The following is a 13609-nucleotide window of genomic DNA, read 5'->3' on the forward strand; positions in this document are numbered from 1 at the left end:
GGGCGGCCGATCTCCTGCGCACGACCGATACTGGTCGCATGCTCTCGACGGACAACGCGGTGGCCCTGGAGGCCGCCGGGCTGCAGTGGCACCCACGGGCCGGCGACCGGTTCGTGATCCGCAGCGCCGACATGGCGGGCGAGGTCTTCACGATCTCCGAGATGGTCGTCGAGGCGCACGAGTACGAGACCGGCACGGTCCTGGGGTTCAACGGGACGACCGAGTGGGCCCTGGACTCGCTGCGCCAGGAGGACGCGCTGTGGATGCCGCGCGAGGACCAGATGCGTGAGCTGCTCGGCGGGACGTTCCGCAGCCTCGCCCGGTCCACCGACGGGCGCTACCAGGTGCTCGTGGAGGTCGCCGGCCGGCCCGAGCGCGTCTTCACGGCCGACGACGCGGCCGACGCCTACGCCGAGGCGCTGCTCGCCCTCGTCAGCGCGGCGACGTCGCAGGTCGGCTGACCGCGGGCAGGTCCAGCGTCGCGATCTTCTGCCAGATCTTGGTCGACATGCCGCCCGTGACGTTCTCGACCGTGCTGACCGTGTCGAGCACGACCGCGTCGGTCGACTCCTCGGCGCACAGCGCCGCGGCCTTGGCGACGAGGCTCAGCAGCTCGGTGCAGTAGTCGAGGTAGGCGGCGAGGCCGTCGGCGTCCAGCCCGATGTCGACGGACTGCGACGTGGCCCGGAACCCCGGGCGCAGCCGCTCGGGGTCCTTGGTGAGCTGGTGCATGTCGATGACGTGGGCGAGCGAGCGCAGCCGGTGCAGCCGGCGCAGGGTCGCCGCGCGCTGCAGCCGGGCCGGTACCGCGAGCAGGAACCACACCGCGATCCCGGCGAACACGGTGTCGTTGATGGCGCTCTCGAGGACCGGCAGCCACTCGAAGGCGCGCAGCGACGTCGCCGCGGCCACCGCGTCGCGCACGGCCATGACCAGGGCGAACACCGTCGCGCCGACGACGAGCACGGCGGCGACCAGCGACGCGACCCGGGCCGCGTGCTCCTGACGTCGGGTGCGCGCCTCCTGCTCGCCGACCTCGCTCACGAGCCCGACGAGCTCCGCCGCGACGTGGCGCAGGTTGCGGTCGGGGAACCGGGCGGCGATGCGCGCGTGCAGCCGCTCGACGGTGGAGTGCACCGCCGCGGGGTCGAGGCGCTCGTAACGTCGGGTCACGGGCGTCACGGTAGCGGCCGGGCGGACAGGGGCCGCCTGCCCGCGACTAGACTCACGGACCATGTCCACCCTCTCCCGCGACGAGGTCGCGCGCGTCGCCGTGCTCGCCCGGATCGACCTGACGCCGGCCGAGCTCGACCGGCTGGCGGGCGAGCTCGACGTCATCGTCGAGTCCGTCGCCCGCGTGTCCGAGGTCGCCACCCCGGACGTCCCCGCGACGAGCCACCCCCTGCCGCTGTCCAACGTGTTCCGTGCCGACGAGCCGGTCCAGCCGCTCGACCGCGACGAGGTGCTCGCCCAGGCCCCCGCGGCCCGCGACGGCAAGTTCCTCGTCCCGCAGATCCTCGGGGAGGAGTGACATGACCGACCTGACCCGGCTGACCGCCGCCGAGCTCGCCGACCGGCTCGCCGCACGCGAGGTGACCAGCGTCGAGGCGACGCAGGCGCACCTCGACCGCATCGCGGCGGTCGAGCCCGCCGTCCACGCCTTCCTGCACGTCGCGGGCGAGGAGGCGCTGGCCACCGCGGCCGACGTCGACGCGCGCCGCGCCGCGGGCGAGGACCTGCACGTGCTGGCGGGCGTGCCGATCGCCGTCAAGGACGTCGTCGTGACGCGCGGCCTGCCCACGACCGCCGGCTCGCGCATCCTCGAGGGCTGGGTGCCGCCGTACGACGCGACGCTCGTCCAGCGACTCAAGGCCGCGGGCCTGCCGATCCTCGGCAAGACGAACATGGACGAGTTCGCGATGGGCTCGTCGACCGAGCACTCGGGCTACGGCAACACGCACAACCCGTGGGACCTCGACCGGATCCCCGGCGGGTCGGGCGGTGGGTCCGCCGCCGCGGTCGCCGCGTACGAGGCGCCGCTCGCGATCGGCACGGACACCGGCGGCTCGATCCGCCAGCCCGCGGCCGTCACGGGCACGGTCGGCGTCAAGCCGACCTACGGCAGCGTGTCGCGCTACGGCCTCATCGCGCTGGCCAGCAGCCTCGACCAGGCGGGCCCGTGCACGCGCACGGTGCTCGACTCGGCGCTGCTGCACGAGCTCGTCGGCGGGCACGACCCGCTCGACTCGACGTCGCTGCCGGACCCCGCGACGGGGTACGTCGCCGCCGCCCGCGCGGGCGCCGGTGCCGACCTGCGCGGCACGCGGGTCGGTGTCATCCGCGAGCTGCAGGGCGAGGGCTACCAGCCGGGCGTGCTCGCGCGGTTCGAGGAGTCGCTGGACGCGCTGCGGGGTGCGGGCGCCGAGGTCGTCGAGGTGTCCTGCCCGTCGTTCGCCTACGCCCTCGCGGCGTACTACCTGATCCTGCCGGCCGAGGCGTCGAGCAACCTCGCGAAGTTTGACGGCATGCGCTTTGGGCTGCGCGTCGAGCCGTCGCAGGGGCCGGTCACGGCCGAGCGCGTCATGGCGGCGACCCGCGGCCAGGGCTTCGGTGACGAGGTCAAGCGGCGCATCATCCTCGGCACGTACGCGCTGAGCGCCGGCTACTACGACGCCTACTACGGCTCGGCGCAGAAGGTCCGCACGCTCATCCAGCGCGACTTCGCGGCGGCGTTCGAGGCGGCCGACGTGCTGGTCTCCCCGACGGCGCCGACCACGGCGTTCAAGCTCGGCGAGAAGCTGGACGACCCGCTGGCGATGTACCTCAACGACGTCGCGACGATCCCGGCCAACCTCGCCGGGGTGCCGGGCATGTCGCTGCCGAGCGGCCTGTCCGACGACGGTCTTCCGGTGGGCTTCCAGATCCTCGCGCCGGCGCGCGAGGACGCCCGCCTGTACCGGGTGGGAGCGGCGCTCGAGGCGCTGCTCGAGACGAGCTGGGAGGGCCCGCTGCTGGGCCGCGCCCCCGAGCTGACCGGAGGGGCAGCCTGATGAGCACGACGACCGACGTCGACCTGGTCGACTACGACGACGCGGTGGCCCGGTTCGACCCGGTCATCGGCATCGAGGTGCACGTCGAGCTGGGCACGCGGACCAAGATGTTCGACGGTGCGGAGCAGTTCTTCGGCGAGGAGCCGAACACGCAGATCACGCCGACGAGCCTGGGCCTGCCCGGCGCGCTGCCCGCGGTCAACGGCACCGCCGTCGAGTACGCCATCCGCATCGGGCTCGCGCTGAACTGCTCGATCGCGCAGTCCTGCCGGTTCGCGCGCAAGAACTACTTCTACCCGGACGTGCCGAAGAACTTCCAGACGTCGCAGTACGACGAGCCCATCGCGTACGAGGGCTTCGTCGACGTCGAGCTCGAGGACGGCACGGTGTTCCGCGTCGAGGTCGAGCGCGCGCACATGGAGGAGGACGCCGGCAAGAACACGCACGTCGGCGGCGCCACCGGGCGCATCCACGGCGCCGAGTACTCGATGGTGGACTACAACCGCGCGGGCGTGCCGCTCGTGGAGATCGTCACCAAGCCGATCACGGGCGCCGGTGAGCGGGCGCCCGAGGTGGCGCGTGCGTACGTCCAGACGCTGCGGGACATGTTCCGTGCGCTGGGCGTCTCCGAGGCCCGCATGGAGCGCGGCAACGTGCGCGCCGACGTCAACGTGTCGCTGCGCCCGACGCCGACGTCACCGCTGGGCACCCGCACCGAGACCAAGAACGTCAACTCGTTCCGGTCGGTCGAGCGGTCCGTGCGCTACGAGATCAGCCGCCAGGCGGCCATCCTCGACGCGGGCGGCACGATCGTGCAGGAGACGCGGCACTGGCACGAGGACACCGGCATCACGACCGCCGGACGCGTGAAGTCCGACGCCGAGGACTACCGGTACTTCCCGGAGCCGGACCTCGTCCCGATCGTGCCGGACCGCGCCTGGATCGAGGAGATCCGCGGCGCGCTGCCCGAGCTCCCCGCAGCGCGCCGCCGCCGCCTGCAGGGCGAGTGGGGCTACGCCGATGCCGAGATGCGCGACGTCGTCAACGCCGGTGCGATCGAGCTCATCGAGGCCACGGTCGAGGCGGGCGCGAGCCCGGCCGCCGCCCGCAAGTGGTGGATGGGCGAGCTCGCCCGGACCGCCAAGCAGCAGGAGGTCGAGCTCGCGGACCTGCCGATCACGCCCGCGCAGATCGGCGCGCTGCAGCAGCTCGTCGACGCCGGGCGCATCAACGACAAGCTCGCGCGGCAGGTGCTCGAGGGCGTCCTGGCCGGCGAGGGCGACCCCGAGCAGGTCGTCGTCGCCCGCGGGCTCGAGGTCGTGTCCGACGACGGCCCGCTGCTCGAGGCCATCGACGCCGCGCTCGCGGCCCAGCCCGACATCGCGGAGAAGATCCGCGGGGGCAACCTGGGACCCGTGGGCGCGATCATCGGCTCGGTCATGAAGGCGACGCGCGGGCAGGCGGACGCCGGGCGCGTGCGCGAGCTGGTGCTGGAGCGCCTGCAGGGCTGAGCACGCGAGCACCGACCCGCACGCAGGGCGTGCGTCGTGTCGCAACCTCCCGGTCACACGGGATTTGTACGATGCGACGCACGCCGGAGGGCAGTCGGTGGTGGTGCCCCGCGCGGAGGCACCGGTGGTGAGCCGACGGAGGTCACGATGCAGAAGCCGAGCCTGCAGGGCGAGATGATCGTCCTGCGACCGATCCGGCCCGACGACGCCGACGCGATGTGGGACATGCTCGCGGACCCCGAGGGCAACCGTCTGACGGGGACGACGCGCGTGTTCACCCAGGACGAGGTCCGCGCGTGGTGCGCGAGCCGCGAGGAGGCGCAGGGGCGCTACGACTTCGCGGTCACCACCAGCGCCGACGACGAGTACCACGGTGAGATCGTCCTCAACGACGTCGACGAGGACGTCCAGTGCGCCGGGCTCCGGCTGGCCATGCGTCCCGCCTACCGGGGCCGCGGCTACGGCACCGAGGCGATCGAGCTGGTGCTCGGGTTCGCGTTCGACGGGCTGGGGCTGCACCGCGTCGAGCTCGAGGCGCTGAGCATCAACACGCGCGCGATCTCCCTGTACGAGAACATCGGGTTCCGCCGCGAGGGCCGCCGCCGGGACGCCTACCGCGACGGTGCGGGCTGGTGCGACGCCGTCGTGATGTCGATGCTCGAGGACGAGTACCGCGCCGGCCGCACGGGCGGCTGACGACGACCGTGCTGACCGCCACCGTCCCTGACGACGACCTGCTGCACCGTCTGGACGACCTCGCCGCCGCGCACCCCGACGACCTGCGGCTGGTCCGCTGGGACCTGAGCGAGCCGCTCGACGCCGCCACGGCGCGCGAGGTCGACCTCGTCGTGGTCCCGCACTACTTCGTGCGGCCGGGCGGGTTCGACGTGCTCCGCGACCTGCCGCGGCTGCGCTACGTGCAGCTGCCGAGCGCGGGCTACGAGCACGCGCGCCCGCACCTGCCGCCGGGCCTGGTGCTGTGCAACGGGCGGGGCGTGCACGACGCAGGGACCGCGGAGCTGGCCGTCGGGCTGACGCTCGCGGTGCAGCGCGGCCTGCCCCGCGCGGTGCGCGCCATGGGGGAGGGGCGCTGGGACAACCCGTTCGGGCCGTCGCTGGCGGACCGGCGCGTGCTGGTCGTCGGGCAGGGGTCCGTCGGGCAGGCGATCGTGGCGCGGTTCGGGCCGTTCGAGGTCGACCTCGTCCGCGTCGCCCGCACGGCCCGCGACGACGTCCACGGCCACGTGCACGGTGTCGACGAGCTGCCGGACCTGCTCCCCGGCGCCGACGTGGTGGTGCTGGCGGTCCCGCTGGACCGCACGTCGTACCACCTGCTCGACGCCCGGATGCTCGCCCGGATGAAGGACGGTGCGCTGCTCGTCAACGTCGCGCGCGGCAAGGTCGTGGACGGCGACGCGCTGCTGGCCGAGCTCACGGCGGGGCGGCTGCGCGCAGCGCTGGACGTCACGGACCCCGAGCCCCTGCCGTCGGACCACCCGCTGTGGCACGCACCGAACGTGCTGGTCACCGCCCACCAGGGCGGCAACACGGACGCCACGGCCCCCCGGGTGGCCGCGCTCGTGCGGCGCCAGCTGACGGCGCTGCTCGCGGGGGAGCCGCCGGTCAACGAGGTCGCGCGGACCTGACGGGCCGGGCAGATCCGCGCCACGCGGCACGCTCACCCGCGGGCGCGGGCGGGCGCGTCGGGACGCGCGGTCAGGGCACCGGCAGGGCGTCCGGTGCGGCCGCACGGCGTGCGTGCGTCCGGGCGAGCCGTGCGACGTCGCGGCGGGCCAGCCGTGCGGCGTCGGCGAGCCACCGCTCGCGACGCGCCGGCGTCGAGGTCCGGACGGCCGGGAAGGTCGTGCGACCCACGAGCCGGTACCCGCAGAACGCGAGCGTCGCCTGCCCGAGCGACGCGCCTGCGGCGTCCCGGTACGCGAGCACGTTCCAGGCACGCGGCGCGTCCATCGTCATGAAGGTGCGGGCCGTGCGGCCGCGCAGCAGGCGGTGGGGGAGCAGGCCGGTGCCGTAGCGGAAGGCGATCCCGGCGAGCAGCACCCGGTCGAGGAACGCCTTGAGCACAGCCGGGTAGGAGCCCCACCACTGCGGGTGCAGGACCACGAGGTGGTCGGCCTCGCGGACCTGCGCGACGAGCGCGGCGACGACGGGGTCGAGGTGGTCCGTGTTCCCGTCGTGCGCGGCGAGGTCGGCGCGGCTGACAGGGTCGTGCGGGAAGGGCGTCGTGGCGAGGTCGAGGACGCGCACGTGCGCGCCCGCTGCCCGGGTGGCGTCGGCGTACGACTGGGCCAGCGCGTGCGTGAAGGACCCGCTGAGCGGGTGACCGACGAGGACGAGGACGTGCACGGGACCTCCGGGTGGTGTCAGACGCGCGGGGAGTCCGGGACCCGCGCCGCGAGAGCGCGGCGCATCGCCTCCAGGACGGTCGTCAGGTCGGTGTGCAGGGCCGGCAGGTCGACCTGCGGGACGTGCGCGAACGCCGCGGTGACGTCGTGCTCGAGCCGCTGCCCGGCGACGTCGACGAGGGCGCGTCCGGCGGGGGTCAGGTCGAGCACGACGCGCCGCGCGTGGGCGGGGTCGCCCAGTGTCCGGACCCAGCCGGCGTCGACGAACGACCCCACGCGCTTGCTGACGGCCGCCTTGGTGACGCGCAGGCAACGGGCGAGGGTCGTGATGTCGGGGCGGTCGAGGTTCGACAGCGTGGCGAGGAAGACGTACTGGCTGAGGGTGAGGTCGTGCTCGGCCCGCAGCAGGTCGTCCGCGTACTCGTCGATGACACCGACGAGCTGGTGCAGCGTGACGGTGAGCCGGTCACCGAGCGGGTGGTCGTCGGAGATGCTCACGACACGGGAGTCAACCGGTTGACACGAGAAGTGTCAACGGGTTGACCAGGGCGTCGTCGCCCCGGGGTGCGCGACGGTCGGGGCGAGGTCACGATGGTCCGATGAGCGAAGCCGCGGACATCCAGGCGAGCGACGACGCTCCCGGCCTCGCAGCCCGCCCGGCCAGGGAGTTCTTCGGGCACCCGGTCGGGCTGTTCACGCTCTCCACGACCGAGCTGTGGGAGCGGTTCAGCTACTACGGCATGCGGGCGATCCTCTTCTACTTCCTCACCGACACGCTCGCGAACGACGGGCTCGCCCTCGACGACGCGACGGGCGCGGCGCTCGTGGCCGTGTACGGCTCGGCCGTCTACCTGGTGACGGTCGTCGGCGGCTGGATGGCCGACCGCGTCATGGGGGCCCGGCGCGCCGTGCTCGCGGGCGGCGTCGTCATCGCGGCCGGGCACGTGAGCCTCGCCGTTCCCGCGCACTGGACCGCCTACCTGGGCATCGTCCTCGTCGCGCTGGGCACCGGCCTGCTCAAGCCGAACGTGTCGAGCATGGTCGGTGAGCTGTACCGCCGCGACGACCCGCGCCGCGACTCCGCCTTCTCGATCTTCTACATGGGCATCAACATCGGCTCGTTCTCCGCGCCGTTCGTCGTGCAGATCGCCCGCGAGATCGGCGGGTACCACGCAGGTTTCGCGGTCGCGGCCGTCGGCATGGGGCTCGCGCTGGTGGCGTTCGTCCTCGGGCGCGGCGCGCTGCACGGCGCGGGCGACACCGTGCCGAACCCGCTGACGCCCGCCGACCGCCCGCGGGTCGTGCGCATGGCACTGCTGATCGCCCTGGCCCTCGCGGCCGCGACGGGGCTCGCGTGGGTCGTCGCCCGGGCCGGTTCGCAGGACGCCGGCGTCCTGGACGTCGTCATCGACGCGCTGTCCTACCTCGCGTTCGCGGCACCGGTCGTGATGTTCCTCGTGATGTTCCGCTCGCCGCGGGTCAACGCGGCCGAGCGCTCGCGCCTGACGGCGTACATCCCCCTGTTCGTCGCGGCCATGCTCTTCTGGATGATCTTCGAGCAGGCCTCGAACACGCTGTCGCAGTACGCCCGCGATCACACCGACACGAACGTCCTCGGGTTCACGATCTCGCCCGTGCTGTACCAGTCGGTCAACCCGGCGAGCATCATCGTGCTCGCGCCCGTGTTCGCGTGGCTCTGGGTGCGGCTGGGGGACCGGCCGTCGACGGCCGTGAAGTTCGCGATCGGCCTGACCCTCGCGGCGCTGAGCTTCGTGTTCCTGGCGGTGGCGTCCGCCGTGGCCGGAGACGGGCGCTCGCCGTGGTGGGTGCTCGTGGTCGTCTACGTCGTGCAGACGCTCGGGGAGCTGTGCCTGTCACCCGTCGGGCTCGCGGCCACGACGCTGCTCGCCCCCCTGGCGTTCCGCGGCCAGGCCATGGCGCTGTGGTTCCTGGCGCCCGCGGCGGGCCAGGCGATCACGGCGCAGCTCATCACGGCGACCGACGGGATGAGCCGGACCAGCTTCTTCGGCGGCATCGGGCTCGTCACGCTCGTGGTCGCGGGAGTGATGTTCGCGCTCGCGCCGTGGGTGACCCGGCGCATCCGCGAGGGCGCGGAGACCGACGAGGAGATCGCGGCACGTCACTGAGCAGGGGCGCCGACGGAGCCGTGAGAAGTTCACCCGGTCGTGGTGCCGGTCCGGGCGTGTCGGTCAGCCGTGGCGGGGCGGGCCCGTGGAGGCGCGCGGCACGAGCTCGGTCGGCAGCCGACGGTGCGTCTGGACGTCGGTACCCGCGATGAGGTCGACCAGCAGGTGCAGCGCGGCCGCCCCCATGGCCTGCAGCGGCTGCGACACGGTCGTCAGCGGCGGCGTGCTGAGCGCCGACTCGGGGACGTTGTCGAAGCCGATCACGGACAGGTCCTCGGGCACCTCGAGCCCCAGCGCCTGGGCCACGTCCAGGACGGCCAGGGCCGACAGGTCGTTGGCCGCGAACACCGCGGTGGGGCGGTCCGGACGGTCCAGCAGGACGCGCGCGGGCTCCTGCGACGCGCCCCGGCGGTAGTCGCCCATGCCCACGAGGCTCTCGTCGACCGGAACTCCCGCGGCGGCCATCGCGCTGCGGAACCCCTGGTCACGCAGGCGCGCGGACGCGAGATCGGGGCGTCCGCCGAGGAACGCGATCCGGCGGTGGCCCAGCTCGAGCAGGTGCCGGGTCGCGAGCACCGCACCTGCGAGGTTGTCCGAGTCGACGGTGGGCAGGCCGGTCGGGCCGGCGTGCGGGTCGACCGCGACGACCGGCACGCCGGGGCGCGCCTCGACCACGGTCGGCGTCACGATGATCGCGCCGTCGATGAGCGTCCCGGACAGCCGGGACAGGTAGCGCCGTTCCCAGCCGACCTCGGCCGAGCCGCCGCCCCCGGAGTAGGCGAGCAGCTCGTACCCGGTGGTGGTGACGGCGTTGCCGGCGCCCTTGAGGAGCTCGGCGGAGAAGGGCTCGAACTCCGCGACGAGGATGCCCAGGACGTTGGTCCGGTACGACCGCAGCGACCGCGCGCCGAGGCTCGCCTCGTAGCCCAGGTCCGCGATCACCTCCTGAACTCGCTCAAGTGTGCGCTGCGAGACGCCGTAGCGGCCATTGACGACCTTGGAGACGGTGGCGACGGAGACCCCAGCAGTTCGGGCGACATCGGCCATCTTGACGCGGGGGAGCGAATCCACGCGGTGATCATAGGACATCGTGTCGATAACGTTATCGACATCGATTGACACCGCTCCTGGACCACTGTCAACCTGGGCGCCGTCCGACCTCTCAGCGACGACGAGGAGATTCAAAGATGAAGAGGACTGCGGCACTGCGCGCGGTCGCGCTCGGCGCAGCGGTAGCGATGATCGCCACCGCCTGCAGCTCCGGGAGCGGCAGCGACGACGCCACTGAAGGCCCCGGCGAGAACGTCACCCTCTCGTGGTGGCACAACTCCAACACCGGTGCCGGCAAGGACTACTACGACCAGCTGGCCGACGAGTTCGAGTCGGACCACCCTGGCGTGACGATCGAGGTCACCGCCCTCCAGCACGAGGACATGCTGATCAAGCTCGACGCGGCGTTCCAGTCGGGTGACGCACCCGACGTGTACATGGAGCGTGGCGGTGGCGAGCTGAAGGCGCACGTCGCTGCCGAGCTCACCAAGGACATCACCGACGACGCCGCGGACACCATCGCGGCGATCGAGGGCTCCGTCGCCGGTTGGACCGTCGAGGACCGCGTGTACTCGCTGCCGTTCTCGATGGGCGTGGTCGGCTTCTGGTACAACAAGACGATGTTCGCGGAGGCGGGCATCACCGAGCCGCCCAAGACGATGACCGACTTCTACGCGGCCGTCGACGCACTCAAGGCCGTGGGCATCGAGCCTGTGTCGGTCGGTGCGGGTTCGGCGTGGCCGGCAGCGCACTACTGGTACTACTTCGCGCTGCGTCAGTGCTCGCAGGACACCATCGCCGAGGCGTCGCAGACGCTCGAGTTCACGGACGACTGCTGGGTCAGGGCCGGTGAGAGCCTCGAGGAGCTCGTGTCGAAGGCGCCGTTCAACACGGGCTTCCTCGGCACCGAGGCCCAGGGCACGCCGGAGTCGGCGTCCGGTCTCCTCGCGAACCGCAAGGTCGCCATGGAGCTCGCCGGTCACTGGGAGCCCGGCGTCATGCAGGGCCTGACGGAGGACGAGCAGGGCCTCGGCGAGGACACCGCCTGGTTCCCCTTCCCCGAGGTCGAGGGTGGCGAGGGTGACCCCGCCGCGCAGCTCGGTGGCGGCGACGCGTGGGCCTGCTCGCAGGACGCGCCCGACGTCTGCGTGGACTTCATCGAGTTCATGCTCTCGAACGACGTGCAGAAGGGCTTCGCGGAGCTCGACATGGGTCTCCCGACGCTCCCGGCGGCCACGGCCTTCGTCGCAGCGCCCGAGCTGGCCCAGCTCCTGTCGTTCCGTAACGACGCGCCGTACGTCCAGCTGTACTTCGACACCCAGTTCGGCGAGAGCATCGGTGGCGCCATGAACGAGGCCATCGTGTCCGTGTTCGCGGGGAGCGGGACGCCTCAGGGCGTCGTCGACGCGACCCAGGCCGCGGCTGACCTCGAGAAGTGACCGACGTGGCAGGAGACCTGACCCCCCGCGGGGGGCGCGCAAACAGGGCTGCTGCCGCCACCGCAGTGAACCCGGGTGCCACCGGCCAGGCCACGGCCTGGTCGGTGGCCCCTGGGCCGCGGGGGCGCGGAGCGTCGTCCAACGAGTGGCGCAAGCGCCTCGAGATCCTCTTCTTCGTGGCCCCGGCGCTGCTGCTCTTCGCCATCTTCGTCGTGGTGCCGGTCGTCCAGGCCGCCCGCTACTCCGTGTTCCGGTGGAACGGCCTCGGGCCGATGGAGAACTTCGTCGGTCTCCAGAACTACGTCACGGCGCTCGGCGACATGATCTTCCAGCGTGCCGTGACCAACAACCTCACGATCGCGGTCCTCTCGATCGCGATCCAGCTCCCGATCGGCCTGCTGATCGCTCTGCTGCTGAACCGCAAGTTCCCCGGGCAGACCGCGATGCGCGTCATCGTGTTCGTGCCCTACGTGCTGGCCGAGGTCGTCGCCGGTGTCATCTGGAAGCTGCTGCTGCAGCCGCAGGGTGGCGTCAACGCGTTCCTCGAGGCCATCGGGCTCGGCGGGTTCGCCAAGGCGTGGGTCGGTGACCCGAACGTCGCGCTGTGGACCGTCATGGGTGTGCTCACCTGGAAGTACTGCGGTCTGGCGATCGTCCTGCTCCTCGCCGGCCTCCAGGGGGTCCCCGAGGAGCTCCACGAGGCCGCGTCGATCGACGGCGCGAGCTGGTGGCAGACGCAGCGCAAGATCACGATCCCGCTGCTCGGCCCGACCATCCGCACCTGGATGTTCCTGTCGATGATCGGATCGCTGCAGCTGTTCGACATGGTGTGGATCCTCACGAAGGGCGGTCCGGACAACGCGACCGTCACCATGGCGACCTACCTGATCCGCCAGGGCACCGAGCGCAGCCAGTACGGCTACTCGTCCGCGGTCGCGATCATCCTCTTCGTCATCTCGTTCGTGCTGGCGGGCCTGTTCCAGGCGTTCGTCCTCAACCGCGACTCGGGCGACGACAAGCCGAAGCAGCGCCGGAAGAAGGTGTCCCGATGACCTCCGTCGTCGCCCCGCCGTCACGCGGCTCGCGAGGAGCGGCCCGGTCCGGCTCCCAGCGCCGTCGTTCGATCAGCCCGTGGGTCTACGTCGCGTCCGTCCTGGTCGCCGGGATCACGCTGGCACCCGTCGTGTACGCGGTGCTCAGCGGCTTCCGCTCGAACGGCCAGCTGGGTGCGAACCCGGTCGGCCTGCCGAACCCGTGGGTCTTCGAGAACTACGTCGGCGTCCTGACCTCGGGGAGCTTCTGGCAGTACGCGGTGAACTCGGTCATCATCGCCGGTGTCACCACGGCGCTCGTCGTGATCGCCGGCGTCATGGCGGCGTACCCGCTCGCGCGCTACCGCTTCAAGGGCCGTCAGGCGCTCTTCAACGTGTTCGTCATGGGTCTGATGTTCCCCCTGACGGTGGCCATCATCCCGCTGTTCCTCATGGTCCGTGAGCTCGGGCTGACCAACACCTACTGGGGTGTGGCACTGCCGCAGGCGGCGTTCGCGCTGCCGATGACGATCGTCATCCTGCGGCCTTTCCTCATGGCGTTGCCGGACGAGCTCGAGGAGGCCGCGATGCTCGACGGTGCGTCGCGCATCGGGTTCTTCTGGCGGATCCTGGTCCCGCTGTCGGGCCCGGGGATGGTGACCACCGGTGTGCTCGCGTTCGTGGGCTCCTGGAACGGCTACCTGCTGCCGCTGCTCTTCCTCAACAACCCCGCGCTCAAGACGCTCCCGCTCGGCGTCGCGGACTTCTCCACCGAGCACTCGGCCGACACGGCCGGTGTGCTCGCGTTCACCTCGCTCGCGGTCATCCCGGCGCTGGTGTTCTTCCTGACGATGCAGAAGCGGATCGTCAGTGGCCTGCAGGGGGCCGTGAAGGGCTGAGCCCTTCCCCCTGACGTCCCCACCCTGGCGTGTCCGGGGCCTCGCGCGAGCTGTGCGCGGGGCCCCGGGCCGTCCGTGCCCGCATCGTGGCGGGCGCGCACGTGAAGGAGAGCAGT

The 13609-nt window shown here is 72.2% G+C and carries 14 protein-coding genes; 10 read left to right on the forward strand and 4 right to left on the reverse strand.

Annotated features, from left to right (window positions below; translation table 11 throughout):
* The first annotated feature begins 38 nt into the window (after positions 1-38).
* A complete protein-coding gene (locus KKR89_RS05500) occupies positions 39-461 on the forward strand; it encodes a pilus assembly protein CpaE (protein WP_208197340.1) in 423 nt (140 codons plus the stop codon).
* Here the strand turns inward: KKR89_RS05500 and KKR89_RS05505 are convergent.
* On the reverse strand, positions 433-1173 hold the full coding sequence (locus tag KKR89_RS05505) for a hypothetical protein (protein ID WP_208197341.1): 741 nt from the start codon (positions 1171-1173) through the stop codon (positions 433-435). The genes KKR89_RS05500 and KKR89_RS05505 overlap by 29 nt on opposite strands.
* Before the next feature lie 61 nt (positions 1174-1234).
* Between KKR89_RS05505 and gatC the strand changes: the two genes are divergently transcribed.
* From gatC to KKR89_RS05530, 5 genes are all read left to right on the forward strand, one after another.
* Positions 1235-1531: an Asp-tRNA(Asn)/Glu-tRNA(Gln) amidotransferase subunit GatC gene (gene gatC, locus KKR89_RS05510; RefSeq protein WP_208197342.1), complete on the forward strand. Its 297-nt coding sequence runs from the start codon at positions 1235-1237 to the stop codon at positions 1529-1531.
* Position 1532: 1 nt separating this feature from the next.
* The gene (gene gatA / locus KKR89_RS05515) at positions 1533-3050 is read left to right on the forward strand and encodes an Asp-tRNA(Asn)/Glu-tRNA(Gln) amidotransferase subunit GatA (RefSeq protein WP_208197343.1); all 1518 of its coding nucleotides are present in this window, start codon (positions 1533-1535) and stop codon (positions 3048-3050) included.
* Complete coding sequence (gene gatB / locus KKR89_RS05520) at positions 3050-4561, forward strand: Asp-tRNA(Asn)/Glu-tRNA(Gln) amidotransferase subunit GatB (RefSeq protein ID WP_208197344.1); 1512 nt, start codon at positions 3050-3052, stop codon at positions 4559-4561. The genes gatA and gatB overlap by 1 nt, the downstream gene beginning before the upstream one ends.
* A 147-nt stretch (positions 4562-4708) precedes the next feature.
* On the forward strand, positions 4709-5257 hold the full coding sequence (locus KKR89_RS05525; protein ID WP_208197345.1) for a GNAT family N-acetyltransferase: 549 nt from the start codon (positions 4709-4711) through the stop codon (positions 5255-5257).
* 8 nt (positions 5258-5265) lie between these two features.
* Complete coding sequence (locus tag KKR89_RS05530) at positions 5266-6207, forward strand: 2-hydroxyacid dehydrogenase (RefSeq protein ID WP_251141031.1); 942 nt, start codon at positions 5266-5268, stop codon at positions 6205-6207.
* 70 nt (positions 6208-6277) lie between these two features.
* On the opposite strand, the gene KKR89_RS05535 is transcribed toward KKR89_RS05530, so the two are convergent.
* Both KKR89_RS05535 and KKR89_RS05540 read right to left on the reverse strand, forming a co-directional pair.
* Entirely contained in the window at positions 6278-6928 is a 651-nt protein-coding gene (locus KKR89_RS05535; RefSeq protein WP_208197346.1) for an NAD(P)H-dependent oxidoreductase, read from the reverse strand.
* Between the two features lie 17 nt (positions 6929-6945).
* On the reverse strand, positions 6946-7425 hold the full coding sequence (locus tag KKR89_RS05540) for a MarR family winged helix-turn-helix transcriptional regulator (RefSeq protein ID WP_208197347.1): 480 nt from the start codon (positions 7423-7425) through the stop codon (positions 6946-6948).
* A 101-nt stretch (positions 7426-7526) separates the two neighbouring features.
* Between KKR89_RS05540 and KKR89_RS05545 the strand changes: the two genes are divergently transcribed.
* Positions 7527-9074: a peptide MFS transporter gene (locus tag KKR89_RS05545; RefSeq protein WP_208197348.1), complete on the forward strand. Its 1548-nt coding sequence runs from the start codon at positions 7527-7529 to the stop codon at positions 9072-9074.
* Between the two features lie 63 nt (positions 9075-9137).
* Here the strand turns inward: KKR89_RS05545 and KKR89_RS05550 are convergent, their stop codons facing one another.
* Positions 9138-10163 carry a LacI family DNA-binding transcriptional regulator gene (locus KKR89_RS05550; RefSeq protein WP_208197349.1) on the reverse strand — a complete coding sequence of 342 codons (1026 nt, stop codon included), beginning with the start codon at positions 10161-10163 and terminating at the stop codon, positions 9138-9140.
* Between the two features lie 98 nt (positions 10164-10261).
* On the opposite strand from KKR89_RS05550, the gene KKR89_RS05555 reads away from it, so the two are divergent.
* The 3 genes from KKR89_RS05555 to KKR89_RS05565 are packed head-to-tail and all read left to right on the forward strand — an operon-like array spanning position 10262 to position 13493.
* A complete protein-coding gene (locus KKR89_RS05555; RefSeq protein WP_208197350.1) occupies positions 10262-11563 on the forward strand; it encodes an ABC transporter substrate-binding protein in 1302 nt (433 codons plus the stop codon).
* Positions 11564-11568: 5 nt separating this feature from the next.
* A complete protein-coding gene (locus tag KKR89_RS05560) occupies positions 11569-12615 on the forward strand; it encodes a carbohydrate ABC transporter permease (RefSeq protein WP_372438586.1) in 1047 nt (348 codons plus the stop codon).
* Positions 12612-13493: a carbohydrate ABC transporter permease gene (locus KKR89_RS05565; protein ID WP_208197351.1), complete on the forward strand. Its 882-nt coding sequence runs from the start codon at positions 12612-12614 to the stop codon at positions 13491-13493. Before KKR89_RS05560 ends, KKR89_RS05565 begins: the two co-directional genes overlap by 4 nt.
* Positions 13494-13609: the final 116 nt, after the last annotated feature.

It is taken from the genome of Cellulomonas dongxiuzhuiae (genome assembly GCF_018623035.1).
In the GTDB taxonomy this organism is placed as follows: domain Bacteria; phylum Actinomycetota; class Actinomycetes; order Actinomycetales; family Cellulomonadaceae; genus Cellulomonas; species Cellulomonas dongxiuzhuiae.